This is a genomic window from Shinella sp. 1A1 (genome assembly GCF_055379515.1).
The window spans coordinates 1,832,015-1,850,378 of the sequence record NZ_AP039671.1; the positions used below are offsets into that span (position 1 = coordinate 1,832,015).

At 64.3% G+C, this 18,364-nt stretch carries 13 protein-coding genes and 1 tRNA gene; 8 read left to right on the forward strand and 6 right to left on the reverse strand.

Going from position 1 to position 18,364, the window contains the following annotated elements:
- Positions 1-95 precede the first annotated feature (95 nt).
- Positions 96-1,526 (forward strand): lipopolysaccharide biosynthesis protein, encoded by a 1,431-nt coding sequence (locus ACZ48C_RS09170; protein WP_424546402.1) that lies wholly within the window; start codon positions 96-98, stop codon positions 1,524-1,526.
- A 139-nt stretch (positions 1,527-1,665) separates the two neighbouring features.
- Positions 1,666-3,099, forward strand: a complete 1,434-nt coding sequence (locus ACZ48C_RS09175; protein ID WP_464780911.1) for a glucosamine inositolphosphorylceramide transferase family protein — start codon at positions 1,666-1,668, stop codon at positions 3,097-3,099.
- Here the strand turns inward: ACZ48C_RS09175 and ACZ48C_RS09180 are convergent.
- A complete protein-coding gene (locus ACZ48C_RS09180) occupies positions 3,056-4,384 on the reverse strand; it encodes a VpsF family polysaccharide biosynthesis protein (protein WP_464780912.1) in 1,329 nt (442 codons plus the stop codon). The two genes, ACZ48C_RS09175 and ACZ48C_RS09180, sit on opposite strands and share 44 nt — an antisense overlap.
- Before the next feature lie 139 nt (positions 4,385-4,523).
- Here ACZ48C_RS09180 and ACZ48C_RS09185 point away from each other — a divergent pair, with 139 nt between their 5' ends.
- The 5 genes from ACZ48C_RS09185 to ACZ48C_RS09205 all read left to right on the forward strand — a co-directional run bounded on the left by ACZ48C_RS09185 (position 4,524) and on the right by ACZ48C_RS09205 (position 12,014).
- Complete coding sequence (locus ACZ48C_RS09185; protein WP_464780913.1) at positions 4,524-6,047, forward strand: GumC family protein; 1,524 nt, start codon at positions 4,524-4,526, stop codon at positions 6,045-6,047.
- A gap of 6 nt (positions 6,048-6,053) precedes the next feature.
- Entirely contained in the window at positions 6,054-7,190 is a 1,137-nt protein-coding gene (locus ACZ48C_RS09190) for a glycosyltransferase (RefSeq protein ID WP_464780914.1), read from the forward strand.
- A 281-nt stretch (positions 7,191-7,471) separates the two neighbouring features.
- Positions 7,472-8,740: a nucleotide sugar dehydrogenase gene (locus ACZ48C_RS09195; RefSeq protein ID WP_464780915.1), complete on the forward strand. Its 1,269-nt coding sequence runs from the start codon at positions 7,472-7,474 to the stop codon at positions 8,738-8,740.
- Between the two features lie 8 nt (positions 8,741-8,748).
- Positions 8,749-9,999: a glycosyltransferase family 4 protein gene (locus tag ACZ48C_RS09200; protein ID WP_424546408.1), complete on the forward strand. Its 1,251-nt coding sequence runs from the start codon at positions 8,749-8,751 to the stop codon at positions 9,997-9,999.
- Between the two features lie 65 nt (positions 10,000-10,064).
- A complete protein-coding gene (locus ACZ48C_RS09205) occupies positions 10,065-12,014 on the forward strand; it encodes a heparinase II/III family protein (protein WP_464780916.1) in 1,950 nt (649 codons plus the stop codon).
- On the opposite strand, the gene ACZ48C_RS09210 is transcribed toward ACZ48C_RS09205, so the two are convergent.
- From ACZ48C_RS09210 to ACZ48C_RS09230, 5 genes are all read right to left on the reverse strand, one after another.
- Complete coding sequence (locus ACZ48C_RS09210) at positions 12,015-13,424, reverse strand: ArnT family glycosyltransferase (RefSeq protein WP_464780917.1); 1,410 nt, start codon at positions 13,422-13,424, stop codon at positions 12,015-12,017. It abuts the gene before it with no gap.
- Between the two features lie 311 nt (positions 13,425-13,735).
- Positions 13,736-13,811: transfer RNA gene (locus ACZ48C_RS09215), tRNA-Lys, on the reverse strand.
- A gap of 118 nt (positions 13,812-13,929) precedes the next feature.
- Entirely contained in the window at positions 13,930-14,844 is a 915-nt protein-coding gene (locus tag ACZ48C_RS09220; RefSeq protein ID WP_318912310.1) for a PhzF family phenazine biosynthesis protein, read from the reverse strand.
- Positions 14,845-14,926: 82 nt separating this feature from the next.
- The gene (locus ACZ48C_RS09225; protein ID WP_464780918.1) at positions 14,927-16,033 is read right to left on the reverse strand and encodes an endonuclease/exonuclease/phosphatase family protein; all 1,107 of its coding nucleotides are present in this window, start codon (positions 16,031-16,033) and stop codon (positions 14,927-14,929) included.
- A gap of 84 nt (positions 16,034-16,117) precedes the next feature.
- Positions 16,118-16,534, reverse strand: coding sequence for an Lrp/AsnC family transcriptional regulator (locus tag ACZ48C_RS09230; RefSeq protein ID WP_119256069.1), 417 nt, complete (start codon positions 16,532-16,534; stop codon positions 16,118-16,120).
- 140 nt (positions 16,535-16,674) lie between these two features.
- Between ACZ48C_RS09230 and ACZ48C_RS09235 the strand changes: the two genes are divergently transcribed.
- A complete protein-coding gene (locus ACZ48C_RS09235; RefSeq protein ID WP_464780919.1) occupies positions 16,675-18,318 on the forward strand; it encodes a M20/M25/M40 family metallo-hydrolase in 1,644 nt (547 codons plus the stop codon).
- Positions 18,319-18,364 lie beyond the last annotated feature (46 nt).

Consider the following 18,364-nt stretch of genomic DNA (forward strand, 5'->3'; position numbering starts at 1 on the left):
ACGAAAACACACTGCTGTTAACACTTTGCCACTAGGATTTCGTTAAATCCGCGTTCCGGCACAACCTTCGGCCGAACCATCCCAAGGAACTTCCCTTGCTGCTCAGATCCACCCTCATCTACGGTCCGGCCATCCTGCTGACGCGCATCTCCGCGCTCCTGTTCCTCATCATCGCCACCCGCCTGATCGACCAGACGGAATACGGCTTCCTGACGCTGGTGGTCACGGTCGGCGAGATGACGGACGTGGCGCTGACCAACTGGCTGCGCATCTCTCTTCTCCGGCTGGGCGGCAAGGGGGATGTCACCAGCGGCAGCCTTTCGCGCGCCGGCACGATCCTGCTCTGCACAACACTGCTGGCCATCGTCGTCGCCATCATCGCCAGCGGCTATGTCGCGCCGGAGCGCTGGCGCGACTTCTCGATCGCCGTCTGCGCCTATCTCGTTGCCGGCGCCATCGCCCGCTACGGCCTCGTCATCCTGCAGATGCAGCAGCGGCACACCACCTATGCCACGATGGAGTTCCTGCGCGCCCTGCTGCAGCTCGTCTTCCCGGTCCTGACCATGCTGGTGGAGCACAATTCCTTCCTGGCGATCTCGCTTGCATCCAGCCTCGGCATGCTGACGACGGGTATCGTCTGCAGCATCGTCGCCGCGCGGAAGATCGTTGCCGGCCCGCCGCGCTTCACCCACCGCGAATTCTTCGCCCTCGGCGTGCCGATCATCGCGATGGCGCTCTTCGGCTTCGGCCTTGCCAATGCGGAAAGGGTCTTCCTGAAAGTCTATCACGGCGCCTCCGCAGTTGCCGTGTTCGCCGCCGCCTACGCGCTGGCCCGCCAGCCCGTCGACATGATCGCCAATGCCATCAACATGGGTGCCTTCCCCGAGGCGGTCGGACGCTTCGACGAGGAGGGGCCGGCCGCGGCTGCCGCGGTGTTCAGGCAGTTCCTCTCGCTCATCTTCACCTTCAGCCTTCCGGTCGCTGCCCTCCTCGCCGCGCTCGGCCACGACCTCACGGAACTGCTGCTACCGAAAGATTACGACGGCCCCTACAATCTGCTGTTCGGCACCATCGCGATCAGTGCCGTCTTCACCAATCTGGCGGACTTCGTCTATGGCGCGGTGGTCTATGCCCATAAGAAGTCCTGGCTGCTCATCGTCAGCAAGCTCTTCGGCTCCGCCAGCACGATCACCCTCTCCTTCCTCCTCATCCCGACGATGAGCGAGGCCGGGGCCGCCCTGGCGCTGGCCGGCGGAGCCACGGTGAACCTGCTTGCTTCCGTGGTGATCAGCGAACGGTTGACGCCGGTCCCCTTGCCCTGGCGCGCGCTTGCGATCTCGCTTTCCACTTCGCTTGCGATGGGCGGCATCGCCGCGATGGTCAGCCATTCCCTTGGCGATGCGAATGTCGTCCTCCGTCTGGCGCTCGCGGGGTCGGCCGCCGGCATTGTTTTCCTCGTCGCCAATGCTCTTTGCTACCCCGAGGAAACCAGACGCGGCCTGGCGGCCGTGCGCAGCCGGCTATAGCGAGCAATCCGATGAAACGATGAAGTTCAGGCGCAGCGCTAAACAGTCAGAATGCTTCGGAACCGAAGGGATTTATTAATATCGATTTGTGACCGTCATCTGGGGAGATGAGGTTTTTTCGAATACCGGGGGAAATCTTTTGAAAATACGTATCGTATCCTTCCGAAACAGCATCATGCGATGGGAGCATACTCTCGCCGCACGATTGCAGGCGGCTGGATATGATATCCAGATCGATTATGCCGAGGCAGCACCGCCCGCACGCTTCCTGGACTGCGTCATGGCGCTGGAGAGCTTGTGGGTCGGCGCCCCGGCAGAGCCCGCGCCCTTCGTGCCCGCCGTTCCGCCATCAGGCGGCGCGGATGCCATCCTCGACCTGACGGGACGGCTTGAGCCGGGGCAGACACCGGTCCTGACCGTCGAGGTCGGCGGGTGCGCGCTTCTTTCCGAGGGACTTTTGCGCCTCCGCTCGGACTGCGGCCCCATCCAGCTCGTCGCGCGCTGCAACGGCAAGGCCGTCGGCCGCGCAGCGCCCATGATTCATGACCGGGTCTGGCTTTCACGCGACATCAGGATGTTGCTGGTGAGCATCCAGTCGCTCTTCGTGCAGTCCCTCGCCCGCCTGCAGGCAGGCCTCCTCGACGAAATCACCGTACCCCCCGCAACCGCGCCGTCGCACCGTCCGGAAGTGGCCTATGCGAAACACCTCGTCGGCGGCCTCGCCGCCCGCATGCTGACGAGGATGACGCCGGGGAGCCGGACCTTCTCCTGGAAAACCGCCTACCGCTTCATCGACGGACCCGGCGTTGTCGAAACCCGCCATATCGGCGGCGCCCCGTTTTCCTTTCTGGAAGACGACGGCCAGCGGTTCTATGCGGACCCGTTCCCCATCCACCATGAAGGACGAACCTGGCTGTTCGTCGAGGAATATCCCTATGCGTCCCGTCGCGGCGTGATATCGGTTGCGGAACTCGGCCCGGATGGTCGCTTCGCACGCCCACGCGTCGTCCTCGAGGAAGCGCATCATCTGTCCTATCCAAACGTCTTCGCGCATGAGGGGAGCTTGTTCATGATCCCCGAGAGCGGCTCCGCGCAGGAGGTCGTGCTCTATCGCGCAACCGCCTTCCCCGACTGTTGGCAGCGCGAAGCGGTGCTGATCGAAGGCAGGAATTTCAACGACGCCACCCTTTTCCAGCATGAGGGGCGGTTCTGGATGCTCGGGACCGAGCGTTATGCCGGTGGCAGCGCCTCCGACACCATGGCAATCTACAGCGCCGAACGCCTCCAGGGCCCCTGGCGTCCACACCCGTTGAATCCCATCGTGATCGACCGGGCCGGCGCGCGGCCGGGCGGTCGGATCGTCCATGTGAACGGCAAGGCCTTCCTGCCCGTCCAGAATGGAACCGACACCTACGGCGGAGGGCTGGGCCTGCGGGAAATCCTGAGGCTGGACGCGACGGACGTCCGCTTCGGCCCCGTCCTTCCGATCTGCCAGGCAGAGGGCAAGGGCCCCGCCAGCCTCCACACCATCAACCGGACCGGCCGGCTGGAAGTGATCGATAGCTTGTTGTAGCGCGTGCGGCGGGCTGCCGCGTGGTCGCGGAGGCCGGAGCCGCCTGCGTTGCCTTGCGCAACCCGACGACCAGCACCGTGAGTAGCAGGATATCCACCGTCTTGGTCGCCAGGGCGTTGTTCGTCATGTCGATCAGCAGGAAAATCACCGCCCCGATGCGCGCCGCTAGCTCGGTTCCGCGCAGAATGCGCAAGAAATAGCCGATCAGGATGATCGTGAACACGATCGCCATCGGCAACCCCATCAGCATGACGATGAAGACCGGCGCGCTTTCGATGAATTCAAGCCCGACCTTCTCATTGACGATCTTCAGCAGGTCCGCCGCGTTCATGCCGAGCAGGAGTTCCTTCCATGAGACATAGTGGAAGACCTCGTAGATCTGCACGCGCGCCATGGAATTGGTGTCGACCACCGAGCTGAACCGGCTGAGAAGCCCGACGGACAGGAGGAGAACCGCAAGCGCCGCGCCAAGAACCAGCGTGAAGAAGAGCACGATGAGCTTGGCCTGCAATTCACGCCGGGGCGGGAAATTCGGCCAACGCAGGAAGAGGATCAGCGCCAGGATTTCCAGGGTCGACGCCATCAGCGCAACGCGGGCGCTCGCCGCCACGCAGCCGATGAAAAGCACGAACAGGGCGACGATCTTGAGCCATAGGGGCCAACGCGTCAGCGGCACGAATCCGATCGCAAGGGCGCATTGCGCGCCGAGCACCAGCGGATGGCTGGAAAGGCCCGTGGCACGGAAAACCGGCTCGCCTTCCGTGAACGGCATCAGGCGGCGTTGCAGGATCACCTCCCCGATAGCGACGATCGCGCTCGCAATCAGGACGGACAGCATCGCCGTCGCGGCGATGCGGCGGGCCTGTTCGTTCTGGACGAGCAGCAGGATCGCGGCCAGGACCGCCGCGAGATAGGTCTCGACAAGAAAGCCGATGGCGCTGAACCGGCCGATAAGGACAAAATAAGCCGCAAGCCCGCCCATCACGGCGGCATAGCGCACCAGCGACCGGAAAAGCGCCACGTCCCTGTCGGCGAGCGCAAGCGGGCGGCTCCACAGGATCGCAAGAAGGAGCGCCACGGTGGCATAGGTGGCAAGGTGGAACTTCTCGTAGAAAGGTCCCCCCTCGCTCGAATAGCTCGTCAGCATGTTCATGAGGTCGGGCGTCACGAGTTGCCGCGTGGCAAGCGTCGCAACCGTGAGGAAGAGAAACAGAATTCCGAGCGCATTGCTCCTGAGGTCGATTCCCCCCCGTTCCGACCCTATGGCCGCCATGGGATAAGCCATTGAATTACCTCTTCAAAGCAGGTCGATTTTCGTCTTCGCCCCGAACACGGCGCATCGCCGGAGCGGCCAGCAGGGAAACGCCCCGTTAACCACATGTGTTTACAATTATCACCAACATAGCAAACGAGGCGTTAACCGGATGGCATCTTCTCTTCTCAACAAGCTGGCGGACAAGCCTCGCTGCCGCGTGTCCACGCAGCAGCCTTTCGAGGCCAAGCCCCGCCGCGTCGAGACACCGGTCGTCAGCGAAAGCATCCCGCCGGTCGAGGAAGCGGTAACGCTCGACAGGATCGCCAGTTTCATGGAACTCGACCTCAGGCGCGCACTCGTCTGGCTGAAATCGGGTCTCAAGCTCGCCCTGGCGCTCTCGCTGTGCGGTGCGATCGGCGCTGTCGTGTGGGGCAAGACGGCAACGCCGCGTTTCACCGTGACGACCGATATCCTCGTCAATCCGAGCAATCTCCAGGTCGTCAGCAACGACCCTCTCGCCACGCCGAGCGAAGTGAACGGCCAACTGCTCAATTTCGGCAGCCGCGTCAGAATCCTGACCTCCGGCAATGTGCTGCTGCGCGCGGTGAAGGACCTGAAACTCGCCGACGACCCGGAATTCTACAAGCCCGCCGGCCCGGGCCTGCTCTCGTTTCTCCGGCAGGAGAAGGCGGCCAAGCCGAACCCCGACACGGCGGCCCTGAAAACCCTGCAGACCAAGGTCGGCATCAGCGCCGACGAAAAGTCGTTGATCGCCAGCCTTAGTGTTTCCGCACAGACTACCGACAAGGCGATCGCGATCTCCAAGGCGATCGTCGGCAGCTTCCAGGAGGAACTGGCAACGGCGGATGCGGAGAACGCCAACCGCGCCGCCCGCTCGCTGGAAGACCGGCTGGGCGAGCTCAAGCGCGACGTTCTGGCAGCGGACGCCCGCGTGGAGGACTACAGGCGCGCGCACAACCTTTCCGCCGGCGCCGATGGCCGCCTCGTGACCGCCCAGACCGTCAGCCAGCTCAACAACGAACTGCTCGCCGCCCGTTCGCGAAGCACCAATGCCCAGCTCAGCTACGATGCCCTGATGAAGGCGGGCAACGCGCCGCTCGGCGCCCAGGCGGCCGTTTCCCCGGCGCTGGCGCAGTTGCAGCAGACGGCCGGCCTCATGCAGCAGCAATATGACGATCAGGCCGCCGTCCTCGGCGCGCGCCATCCCTCCATCCTTCGGCTGAAAGCACGGCTCTCCTCCATCCGGCAACAGATCGCGGCAGAGCTCGAGCGCGCCAGGAACACCGCCCGCGTCGAACTCGACAAGGCCAATGCCGCCGTTGCCGACCTGTCCGCCCGGATGCGCGACACCGAAGGTTCCGCCTTCGACGACAACCAGTCGCAGGTCGAGCTGCGCGAGTTGCAGCGCGACGCCACGGCCAAGGCGGCGATCTATGAAAGCTTCCTCACCCGCACGCGGCAGATCACCGAGCGCGAGCAGATCAACACGAACAATGTCCGCGTGATCACCGAGCCCCTGCCCCCGTCCGGCCGCGCCTGGCCGCCGGGCTCCGCCACGCTTCTGCTGCTCGGCGCGGTCGCAGGCTTCATGATCGGTATCGGCCTTGCGCTGGTGCGGGGGCTTGTCGCGGATCTTCGCTCGGCACCGGGCACACCGCTGCGGACATCCTGACACGTCATGAAGAAGCGCATCGTCTTTCACGCACCGAGCCTTTACGGCGGCGGCGCCGAACGGGTCTTCGTCCTGATGGCCAACGAAATGGCCGCACGCGGCCATGCGGTAACGCTGTTCGTCTGGAGCGCGAAAGGCCCCAATGCCGAGTTGCGCAACCCGGATGTCAGACTCGTCAACCTCGACCTGCCGATGCGCGGCGAAGGTTTTGGAAAAGCCGGTACGCTGAAAGGGCTGTTCCGGTCGGCGGCATTCCTGCGACGTGAACGGCCCGACGCGGTTTTCGCCGGCCCGGAATTCGCCAATCTGCTGATGGCCCTCGCCCTGATAGCCGGGGATATCGTTCCGGGCGGAGCGCGGGCAGACTTCTTCCCGAGCTACCACGCCGCCGCCGCGCTGCGGAGCAACGGCCTCGGCTCGCGCATCGCACCGGCACTGACACGACTGGTCGCCCGGCGAGCGACGAGGGCAATCGCCGTATCCGGCGGCGTGGGACGCGATCTGGTCGGACGCGGCTTCCGCGAACAGCAGATCGCGGTCATTCACAATCCCCTGCCGCCGTCCCGCTCCCGAAACGAGGGGCCGCAGCCGTGGCAGGCAACTCTTGCGGCCATGGGTAACGGCCCCACGATCGTCACGCTCGGACGCCTCGTACCGGTCAAGGATCACCGGACACTGCTCAAGGCCTTCTCGCTGCTCGACCCCTCCGGCAGGCACCGGCTGGTGATCTTTGGCGACGGGCCGCTTAAGGAAGAACTGATCGCCTATGCCGAAGAACTCGGCATCTCCGGCCGGGTACTCCTTCCCGGCTATGTCAACGATCCGGCCGCCTGCTATGCCTGCGCCGATCTCTTCGTCCTGTCCTCGATCAGCGAGGGCTTCGGCAATGTCCTGATCGAGGCGATGGCCGCCGGCGTGCCGGTCGTATCGACCGACGCGCCTTACGGTCCTCGCGAAATCCTCGTCGATGGCCGCTTTGGCGCGTTGCTTCCCGTCGGCGATGCGCCGGCCCTGGCCAAAGCCATGGAGGCAGCCCTCCTCACCCCCGTGCAGAAAGACGACCTTCGCCGACGTGCCGCCGATTTCGGCATCGATATCGCCGGCGATCGCTACGAGGCGCTACTGGGGCCGCACAACTCGTAAGCAGGACCCGTTTCTCGAAAAGCACCCGGCCGGATCGGCCGAAGACGGGAGCGAGGTTCCGCGTGATCTGCGGCAGGTTTCGTTAATCATGAAAGCGAATAGGCGTCCGGAATGCATGCCGCCCACCGGCCGCAGCGTGCCGCGAACTGCTTTACAACCGGAATTTACACCAAAACGAAATATCTGACTGCTACGGATCACTGCTGAAATATTACCTCGGAACATCGCGCAACAATGAATGCGGCGTCGATTTCTTTGGGCTTCGAAGTGAGGACTAGTGAATGAAAGTCGCAATTTTTGGCCTCGGCTATGTGGGCTTCACCGCCATGTGCTGCATTGCCAAAGAAGGCCATGAGGTCATCGGCTTCGATATCAGCGAGAAGAAGGTCAACCAGATCAACCAGGGCGTCGCGCCGATTACCGAGCCCGGTGTCGAGGAGCTTCTGGCGGAGGGCCTGAAAGCCGGCCGGATTTCCGCCCGCACGGAGATCAGGAACCACCTCGACGATTGCGACATGGCGATCGTTTGCGTCGGCACGCCGAGCGCGCCGGACGGTGCGCACAACATGACCTATATCGCCGAGGTAACCCGCCAGATCGCTGCCGCCGTCGGAACGACGCGGACCTCGCCGCTGACAGTCGTCTACCGCTCCACCATCCGTCCGGGCACGGTGGAAGGGCTCATTGCTCCGATCTTCGCTTCGATGCTTGGCGAGGCCTTCGAGCGCAATGTCGAACTCGTCTACAACCCGGAGTTCCTGCGCGAATCCTCCGCAGTGCAGGACTATTTCGACCCGCCGAAAATCGTCATCGGCACGGTCGACGGCCAGCCGAACGCCCGCATGGATCTGCTGAACCAGAACCTGAAGGCGCCGACCTTTTATGTTCATCTGGCCGAGTCCGAAATCACCAAGTTTGTCGACAACACATGGCATGCCGTCAAGGTGGCCTATGCCAACGAGATCGGGCGCGTCTGCATGCAGCTCGGGCTCAGCGCCAAGAAAGTGCACGAGATCTTCGTTTCCGATACCAAGCTCAACATCTCGCCCTATTACATGCGCCCGGGCGGCGCTTTCGGCGGCTCCTGCCTGCCGAAGGACGTGCGCGCCATGCAATATATCGCCGCCGATTGCGGTGCCCATACGCATCTGGTCGATTCCCTTCTGCGTTCGAACGAGGCGCACAAATACCGCCTCTTCGAGCGGGCGACGCGCGGCCTTGCGCCCGGCGCCTCCGTCCTTCTCGTCGGCCTCGCCTTCAAGGCGCATACCGACGACCTGCGCGAGAGCCCGAACATCGACCTTGCCCGCGGCCTCCTGCGCGAGGGCTACAAGCTCTCGATCTTCGACCCGGCCATCGACGCCAACAAGCTCGTCGGCGCGAACCTCGGCTATGCCTATACGCAGATTCCGACGCTCTCCCAGTTGCTCGTCTCCAAGGAGACCGCGGAGAAGACAACCTACGACCGCATCGTCATCGCCAACGACACCCATCGCAAGCTCGATCTCGGCGACCATGGCGACGTCATCAACCTAAACGCATTGTCGTGAGGCCCGCGATGGACAGCACACCTCAACGGAACAATACGGCGAGCGTCCCGCCGAATGCCGACATTTCCGGCACGATGGCGGGCCGCAAGATCCTCATCATCGTGGAAAACCTGCCGGTGCCCTTCGACCGCCGCGTCTGGCAATCGGCCCGCACGCTGCACGCCGCCGGCGCGCAGGTCGCCATCATCTGCCCGACTGGCAAGGGATATACCGAGCGCTACGAACTGCTCGAAGGCATCCATGTCTATCGTCATCCGCTGCCGCTCGATGCCGGCGGGGCGCTCGGCTACCTGCTGGAATATGGCGCGGCACTGGTCTGGGAAACGCTGCTTTCCTGGAAGATCCTGTTCCGCCACGGCTTCGACACCCTGCACGGCTGCAACCCGCCGGACCTGATCTTCCTCGTCGCCTGGCAGTTCAAGCTTTTCGGCAAGCGCTACATCTTCGATCACCACGACATCAACCCCGAGCTCTATGAAGCCAAGTTCAACAAGCGCGGTTTCTTCTGGCGGCTGATGTGCGCCTTCGAATGGCTGACCTTCAAGACCGCCGACACGGTCATCTCCACCAACGAGAGCTACAGAAAGATCGCGCTCGAACGCGGCGGGAAAAAGCCGGAGGACGTCTTCGTCGTGCGCAGCGGGCCGGACCTGACGCGCGTCAAGGCCGTCGCTCCCAACCCCGCCCTCAGGAACGGCCGTGAGTTCCTGGTCGGCTATGTCGGCGTGATGGGCGATCAGGAAGGCATCGACCTCCTGCTCGACGCGGCACGCCACCTGGTCTTCGATCAAGGCCGCAAGGACATCCAGTTCGTGCTCGTCGGCGGCGGTCCTAGCCTTGCCTCGCTGCAAGCGCTGTCGGAGACCATGGGACTGAAGGATTATGTGACCTTCACCGGCCGCGCGCCCGACCAGACCCTGTTCGAAGTGCTGTCGACGGCCGATGTCTGCGTGAACCCCGACCGGGTGAACCCGATGAACGACAAGTCGACGATGAACAAGATCCTCGAATACATGGCCGTCGGCAAACCGATCGTCCAGTTCGACGTGACCGAAGGCCGGTTCAGCGCCCAGGAAGCCTCGCTCTATGCCAAGGCCAACGATCCCGTCGATTTCGCGGACAAGATCGTCGAATTGCTGGCCGATCCGGCTCTCCGTGCAAGGATGGGCGCCTTCGGCCGCGAGCGCGTCGAGACGAAGATGGCCTGGACCTACGAGATCCCCAAACTGATCGCGGCCTACAAGAACGTGCGGCCCTAGAGGCCGCACCGTAAAGCCCGTCGTACGGCAGAGGCCGTCGCGCATCGGCACATCTGGAGCTAGCGATGTCCATAACCTGGTATATCCATCGGCTGCGCGCCATGGGACCGGCCGAAATCGCCCATCGCTTCGTCGAGAAGGGCAAGAAGCTGGCCGCGCGCGGGCGGATGGAGGGCTGGTCGCGCTATCGCACGTCCGGGCCGCTACCCGTTCTGCCCGGACTGGCCGACAATCTCGCCTCCGCCCCCGACCGTGTGAAGCAGGACATTGTTGCTGCCGGCCGGGACGTGCTTTCCGGCCGTTACAGCGCGCTCGGGGCGGACTGGCCGCCGCGCGACCCAGTCAAGCCTTTCCCGCCCGCGATCTGGCGGCTCGATCCCGTCACGGGAGGCCTTTGGCCCGGAAGCGAGGCATACTGCTTCGATATTTCCTATCGCCACGAGCGCACGCTCGGTGACATCAAATATGTCTGGGAATACAACCGGCTGCAGTTCCTCCAGCCGCTTGCCGCGGATGCGGCGCTGACGGGAAATCCGGATGCGATCGAAGCGATCAGGGCGGCGATCGACAGCTGGTACGAGGCCAATCCGCCCTTCCGCGGCATATGCTGGAACAGCGGCATCGAGCTCGGCCTGCGCGCCATCAGTCTTCTTATTGTCACGAGCCTGTGCGGCAGTCGCCTGTCCGATGCCACGGTCGAAAAGATACGAACGATCCTGCACGCTCATCAGGTCTGGATGGCGCGCTATCCTTCGCGTTTTTCCTCGGCAAACAACCATCTCGTCGCCGAGGTGGCCGGTGAATTCCTGATCTCGCTTGCCATGCCGGAGCTCCCGCTTTCGGGCAGGCTTCAAGCCAAGGGCCGCAAAGTCCTGGCTGAGGAAGCGAACAAGCAGATTCTCGCCGACGGCGTAGGGGCCGAGCAGTCCCCGACCTATGGCGCCTTCACCGCCGAATTCCTGCTTCTCTGCTGCTTCGCCGCACGCGCCGCGGGCCAGCCACTCGCGAAAGGGATCGAGGAACGGCTCGCGCTCTTTTCCACCTTCATCGCCTGGCTTTCCGATGCCAAGGGCAGAACGCCCGGCATCTGTGATGACGATGAGGGCCGCGTCATCACCCTGTCGCGGCACGAACCGGCCTATGCCGCCTCCGTCTCGGCTGCCATTGCGGGCTATCTCGGTACGCCGGCCAAAGGCCCACGCCCGTCGGAAATCGAGCTGCGCGACGCCCTGCTGCAAGCGCCCGCGGGCGGCCCTGCCCCCCCAACCGGCTTGCGGACCTTCGCTGAGGGCGGCTACACCGCCGTCCGAGAGACGCGAAACGGCCGCGATCTCCATATCGTCGTGGACCATGCGCCTCTCGGCTATCTTTCCATCGCGGCCCACGGCCACGCGGATGCCCTTTCCGTCATCGTGACCGTGGATGGAAAGCCCCTCTTCGTCGATCCCGGCACCTATCTCTACCACTCGGGTGGAGAATGGCGGGACTGGTTCCGCAGTACGCGTGCCCACAACACGCTCACGCTCGCCGGCGCCGACCAGAGCACGATGTCCGGGGCGTTCAACTGGTCCCACAAGGCCGTCACCAGTCTCGACGGTATCGAAGATGGAGAGAACTGGCGCATCGTCGCATCCCACGACGGCTATCGGAATCGCTTCGGATGCCTCCATCGCAGAACCGTCGCGTCCACCCTTCACGGCTTTTCCATTCACGACGCCCTCACCGGCAACCCGGATCAAACCACCGAGATCGTCTTCCAGCTATCTCCCGCCTGCGAGGTGGAGATCAACGGGCAGGAGATACGGATCCGTTCCGAAAAGCGCTGGCTTGCGACCCTGTCCTTCTCGCATCCGGGCCAGATCGAGAGCGCTGCTGGCGGCCCCGCCGGCACCGGAGGCTGGTACTCCCCCCGCTTCGGCATCAAGCTCCCGGCCCCCCGGATCGTCTGGAAGGGCGCGCTTCCCCCGGAGGGACTGCTGACGAACGTTCATCTCGTTCCCGAGGATGCCGGATAATCAACCACCCGCCGGGGACGGCGGCAGAGATCCCGGCGTGAACAGAAGATAGTCCTGATCCTGCGATACCGGCTCGAGAGAGCCACCGAGATATCTCGAAAATACCTCGCGCCGCCCTTTGGGAACGAGCACCCCGTCGCCCGGCTTGAGCCATGCCGCAAGTTCCGCAGGGGTCTGCAAGCGCACGATCCTGCCTTGCGTATAGAATTCGGCCGAAAAACTGCGACCACCCAGGATAGCCAGGCGCCCCGGGCCGTGGAAGTCTGCGATCAGGCGAGCTTCGCTGGGCAGGAACGAGCGATCGGCGCCGAGGAAGGAAGCGGCAGTCACGCCGGCGAAAATCACGACGGCTTCGGCAACGCCGAGTTTCAGCCATCCCGCGCCCCCGGGTCCACTTTGCGTCCACAGCATCACGGCAAGCAATATCGCCGCCGGCACGCCCGGCAGGACATAGGCGAGTAGGATGTTCGCCGCGAGGGTGAAGAACACAAGCGGTGTCAGCGCGAATAAGAGGAGATAGAGGTGAAGCCCCCGGTCAGCGGGCTTCCCCGACTTTCTCAACCTCCACAGGAGAATGGGCAGGAGCGGCGTCCATGGCAGCATGGCCGCCATCCAGAACAGCCAGATGGTGCCCTTGGGCTGCTCACGGCCCGAACCGTAGAGGTCCCCAGTCCAACCGGGTTCGAGGAAGCGCTGGATATGCTCGCCGATCAGGAAATAGCGAAGGAAGCCGGGCGTGGCTATTTCCGCAGCGGCATACCAGGGAATGACCAGAGCGGCACACAATGCCACCCCACCCGTCCAGGGCAAACGGGCGATATCCTTCCAGTTGCCGCGCCAGAACATCCAGGCCGTGATCGGCGTCATGGAAAGAACCACCGCGACAGGCCCTTTGGCCAGAAGCCCGATCGCGAGGCCCAGGAAAAAGAGCCAGCCCCAGCGCCCGCGGCCTTCCAGCCCATTGTAGAAACCGGCCATGGTCGCGGTGACACCGAGCGTCAGGACCATGTCTGTCTGGACAAAGGCGGTGGAAACGAAGAAGAGCCCCGAACTGGCCGTAACCAGCACGGCGACAGCCGCCGTGCGGCGGTCGGCCACCGTTCTCGCCCACAGCCACAGGATTGCAAGGGTTGCAACGGCCGCCGCCAGTATTCCAAGCCGAGCAGCAAAGGGCGTGACACCGAAGACGGCCATTCCCGCCGCCGACAGCCACGTATGCAGCGGCGGCTTGGCCCAGAACGGCACTCCATAGTCGAACTGGGGCGTGATCCAGTTGCCGGTTTCGACCATTTTGCGCGCGATTTCAGCATAACGTGCTTCCGTGGGATCGGTAAGGGGAACCCAGATCATCGCCAGGAGCCGCACGGCGAGCAACAGGATCAGTGCCCAGAAAATAGGACGGTTTTTCATCGTTTTACCAAGCCGGCAGCCAAGCCAATCTCGCCGATGCCCGGATTTCGAAACGTCACAAGGCACATGCCGGGATCAGGATGAAACGGGATCATCCACCTGGTATTTCCTGAAGCGAAAGCGGAGCAGCACTGGGCATCGGCCCCGCTTCCCCCCATGCAGTCGCTTGCTGACAACAACCTGAACGGATGACAAATCGGCCGGCTGCCAGAACCTAACGGTGGCGATGCAGTCGCATGCCGCCAGAAGCGTCCACATTTAATGTATTACAAGAGAAAATCAGCGTAACCCATTCTTCTTAAAGGGAAGAATGGTGGGTGATCACGGGCTCGAACCGTGGACCCGCTGATTAAGAGTCAGCTGCTCTACCAACTGAGCTAATCACCCACTTGACCGCTGCTGCGGTGCTGGAGGGGCGTATAAAGGCGTTCTGGGGGCTTGTCTATACCGCGGTTTGAAAAAAATGCGTCTTGGCGCAAATTTCTTCCGCAGCGCAAAAAAGGCGTCACAAATCCAGCGTTCCGGTGGCGATGCGGACGGCTTCCCCGCCGATGCGTGCGCCGGCGATCGTTCCGCCCGAGATGTCGAGATGGAGGTGGATGAGCGACGGGCGGCCCATTTCGACGCCCTGCTCGATGAGGAACGGGTGGTGGCCGTCGACCAGCTTGTCGAAGAAATGGATGGCGCCGGACATGGCGGCGACGGCCGAGCCGGTCGCAGGGTCCTCGGTGATGCCCATGTCGGGCGCAAACATGCGGGCGTGGAACTTCGCATTGTGGTTCACGCCGGCGCGGCAATAGAGATAGGCGGATGCGAGCCGCCCCTCGGCGAAGGGCGCACAACGCTCCCAGAGCATCGGATCGAACTCCACGGCCGCCGCCGCGGCGAGATCGTGCACCGGCACCATCACGAAGGCGACGCCCGCGCTCCACAGCGACGGGACGTGATTTTCGAAACCGATCTGCGCCGGCTTCAGGCTGAACGCATCCGCGAGCGCCTGCTTGTCGAAGGCGGCGTCGAGCCGCGCGGATTTGCGCGGCAGGTCGAATTCGGCAAAGGACGCCTTGCCGCCGGCAAGGCGCGTGGCGCAGCGCACCGGGCCGACATTCTCCTCCAGCACGCTGACCTGGTCGCGCGGCTCCCGCCCGCCCTCGCCCGCTTCGGCGATGGCGATCGCGGCCCCCACGGTCGGGTGCCCGGCGAAGGGCAGCTCACGGCCGGGGGTGAAGATGCGCAGGCGCGCGGTATGCCCCGCCTTTTCCGGCGGCAGCACGAAGACGGTTTCCGACAGGTTGAACTCCCCGGCGATGCGCTGCATCGCATCGTCGTCGAGACCCTCGGCATCGAAGACGACCGCCAGCGGGTTGCCGGCAAGCCGCGTGTCGGTGAAGACGTCGTAGATGGCGTAGCGGCGGGACAAAGCATTCTCCCTATTCGATTTTCGGCCGTAAGCCTGCCCGAGCGGCCGGCCGCGGGCAAGTGGAAATGAGCCGCGGGGCGGCTCACAGGTCGAGCGTCATGACCACCGGGCAGTGATCGGAGGCCTTGGGCCGGTCCCAGCCGACGCGCGGATAGCGCTCCACCTCCTGCCCCGGCGGGAAGAGCGTGCGGAAAGGCTGGCCGGCACGGATGATTTCCGGAACATGGTGGGCATTGCGCTCGGCAAGCGACGGCGAAAGCCAGATATAGTCGAGCTGGCAGAGATGGCGCTCCTCCGGCCCGCGGCTGTGATAGAGCGTCCAGCGGTCGTCCACCGGCCGGCGCAGCATCGGGTTCACGGCAAAGCCATCCGCGGTGAAGGCATCAAGCGCGCTGACGTCCTCCTTGCGCGGGATGAAGCGATAGCCATTGCGCCTGTCGCCCTCGATGGCGAGCTTTTCCTGATAGTCGTTCATGTCGCCGCAGATGGCGAATGCCTTGTCCGCCGTGCGGCCGAGGCCGAATCGGTCCTCGACGATGCGGCGCACGGCCCGCGCCTCCGCCATGCGCACGGGCATGGTGGACTGGCGGCCGTCCATGCCGTCCCGCCCCGGGCCCATCGATTTGAAATGCACGACATAGAGCGTCAGCGGCCGCCCGCCGATGCGCAGGTCCATCTCCAGGCAATCGCGCTTGAAGATCTTGTCGTTCTGGTCGATGCCCGGCCCGAGATCGGGCGTATAGAGACCGAAATCGCGATAGGTGACGCCGGCATGGCTGCGGATATCGACGCATTCGATGCGCTGGCCGTCGCGCGTTTCCTCGCGCATCAGCACGGAGACGTCGATGCCGCGGCTGTCATTGCCCTCGATGAGGTATTTCTGACGGTAGCCGTTGCCCACCATGCGGAAGAGATAGCCATATTCGAAGGCCTGCAGGGCGGCCATGTTGTCGGTCTCCTGCAGGCAGAGAATGTCGGCATCCGCATCGGCGATGGCGAGCGCCGAGTGCTGGCGGGCATCGTCCGTATGCGCGATGGTGCGCGCCTCCTCCAGCCGCTGGTATTCCGCCTCGTTGCGGATGTCGAAAAGGCGCAGCACGCGATCCTGGCGAGTCTGATTGCGGAAACCCGTGAAATCGAAACGGGTCATGAGGTTTTCGATGTTGAAGGTGGCAAGGCGTAGCGACATGAGGTCCTTCCGGATAGGCCTGCCGAGTGTAACCGGCTGACCGGCAATGGAAAGCGCCTTTTCGCACCAACCGGACGCGGAATCTTAAAGGGTGGTCAGCAGCAGGCTCGTCTCGGATTTCGACACGCCATCCATGGCACGCACGCCGCGCAGCACCCGCTCGAACTCGACGAGGTTCTCCGCCTGGATTTCCGCGATGAGGTCCCACGCGCCGTTGGTGGTGTGGAGCGCGCGCACCTCCGGTATGCCGCGCAGCGCCTTTATCGCGGCGAGCGTCTTCTGGCCGGTGATCTCGATCATCATGACGGCGCGCACGGCATGGGGATCGTCTGCCTCGGTCACCCGCACGGTGAAACCGGCGATGACGCCGTCGCGCTCCAGCCGGTCGATGCGGTTCTGCACGGTGCCGCGGGAAACCTTCAGCTCCGCCGCAAGCGCCGAAAGCGAGGCGCGGCCATCCTTGCGCAGAAGGGCGAGAAGCTTGCGGTCCGTCGTGTCCATCGATCCTGCCGAAATGCCAGTTTCAACTGCCGAAACGACAATACTGCCTGCGATTTTTCCAGGAAATTGCCGTTTCGCCTGCCATCGCTCTTGGCTAGCCTTCCCTTTCCTTCAATGCAACAGCTTTCGGCAGGCCCGTCATGACCAACGAAACCGCCCTCGGCACCGCCGCCGCCCGCACGCGCGAACTCTCCCTTATGATGACCCGCTGGCCGAGCGTGACGGGCTCGCCGGACGAGGCGGACTTTTCCGAACGGCTGCGGGCGCATCTTGCCGAAACGCCCTGTTTCCGCCGCCACCCGGACCGGCTCTTCACCGTGGACAGCCACGGCGAGCCGCTGACCCGGAGCGTCGTCGCGCTGGTGCGCGGAAGCGGGCGGAAAACCGTGGTGCTGGCCGGCCATTTCGATACGGTCTCCATCGCCAATTACGGCACGCTTGCCTCGCTCGCCTGCGATCCCGAGCCGCTGACGGAGGCCCTGACGAAGGAGCTTCGCAGCCGCTCCCTCAATAGAGCGGAGGAGAAGGCGCTTGAGGATTTCGAGAGCGGCGACTTCATCGCCGGGCGGGGCCTCCTCGACATGAAGAGCGGCCTCGCCGCAGGCATCGCGGCGCTGGAGCGCTTTGCCGGGCTGGAGGCGCCGGACGGCAACATCCTCTTCGTCGCGACGCCCGACGAGGAGAACCGCTCGCGCGGCATGCGCAGCCTGCGCAACGCCCTGCCCGCAATCGCGCGCCGCTTCGATCTCGACATCGTCGCCGGCATCAATCTCGACGCGTCGAGCTGCGAGCGCGACGGCGAGGAAGGCCGGGCGGTCTATCTCGGCTCCATCGGCAAGTTCGCGCCCTTCGCCTTCGTCATCGGCCGGCCGACCCATGCCGGCTATCCGTTCAACGGCACCAGCGCCCACCGCATCAGCGCCGAGATCACCCGCGCCATGGACACAGTGCCGGAACTCAGCGACGAGGCCTTCGGCGAGCGCTCACCGCCGCCCGTGTGCCTGGAAGCCCGCGACATCCGCGACGGCTATGACGTGACGACGCCGGACCGCGTCTGGCTGTCCTTCAACTGGCTGACGCACCGCCGCAGCGCCGGCGATATCCTCGCCGAGTTCCACGCCACCGTTTCCGGCGCGCTGCGAACGGCGCTCGATGTGCAGGACGCCAACGCCGCCCGCTACCGGGGCCGCGAGCCCATCAGGACGGAAGGCCTCGTGCTGACCTATGCCGCGCTTGTGGAGCGGGTGGAAGCGCGCGGCGGGGCGGATGCACTGGCGCGTCTCGCCGCGCTCGACCGGGCGCTTTCCGGCGGCACCGATCCGCTGAAGGTCAGCCGCGAAATCGTCTCGGCCGCAGCCACCGAGGCCGGCATCGAGGGGCCGGCCGTGATCGTCGGCTTCGGCAGCCTGCACTATCCGCTGGTGCATCTCGAACAGTCCGGGGCGGGACGCGACCTCAGGGAAAGGTTCAGGCGCGTGATGGACGAGACCGCGCGCAGGCATGGCACCGCGATCAAGTTCAAGCAGATCTTCGCCGGCATTTCCGACATGAGCTTCTTCGGCCACCGGCCGGATGCGGGCGAGACCGGGTTGCTGGCCGCCAATACCCCCTCGCCGGCCTTCACCGACGATGTGCCGGAAGGGCTGCTTTCCTTCCCGACGGTCAATATCGGGCCGTGGGGGCGTGATTATCACCAGAAGTGGGAGCGTGTGCACGCGCCCTATACGTTCGGGGTTCTGCCGGACCTGGTCTTCGAATCGGCGCTGGCTTGCCTTGGTGATTAAGGTGCCCCTCATCCGCCTGCCGGCACCTTCTCCTTGGCTGCGGGGA

Excerpts from the sequence above, each read along its gene's own strand:
- ACZ48C_RS09180 (WP_464780912.1), bottom strand. The coding sequence starts at position 4,384 with ATGGCTTATCCCATGGCGGCCATAGGGTCGGAACGGGGGGGAATCGAC.
- ACZ48C_RS09185 (WP_464780913.1), top strand. The coding sequence starts at position 4,524 with ATGGCATCTTCTCTTCTCAACAAGCTGGCGGACAAGCCTCGCTGCCGC.
- ACZ48C_RS09190 (WP_464780914.1), top strand. The coding sequence starts at position 6,054 with ATGAAGAAGCGCATCGTCTTTCACGCACCGAGCCTTTACGGCGGCGGC.
- ACZ48C_RS09195 (WP_464780915.1), top strand. The coding sequence starts at position 7,472 with ATGAAAGTCGCAATTTTTGGCCTCGGCTATGTGGGCTTCACCGCCATG.
- ACZ48C_RS09200 (WP_424546408.1), top strand. The coding sequence starts at position 8,749 with ATGGACAGCACACCTCAACGGAACAATACGGCGAGCGTCCCGCCGAAT.
- ACZ48C_RS09205 (WP_464780916.1), top strand. The coding sequence starts at position 10,065 with ATGTCCATAACCTGGTATATCCATCGGCTGCGCGCCATGGGACCGGCC.
- ACZ48C_RS09210 (WP_464780917.1), bottom strand. The coding sequence starts at position 13,424 with ATGAAAAACCGTCCTATTTTCTGGGCACTGATCCTGTTGCTCGCCGTG.
- ACZ48C_RS09225 (WP_464780918.1), bottom strand. The coding sequence starts at position 16,033 with ATGTCGCTACGCCTTGCCACCTTCAACATCGAAAACCTCATGACCCGT.
- ACZ48C_RS09230 (WP_119256069.1), bottom strand. The coding sequence starts at position 16,534 with ATGGACACGACGGACCGCAAGCTTCTCGCCCTTCTGCGCAAGGATGGC.
- ACZ48C_RS09235 (WP_464780919.1), top strand. The coding sequence starts at position 16,675 with ATGACCAACGAAACCGCCCTCGGCACCGCCGCCGCCCGCACGCGCGAA.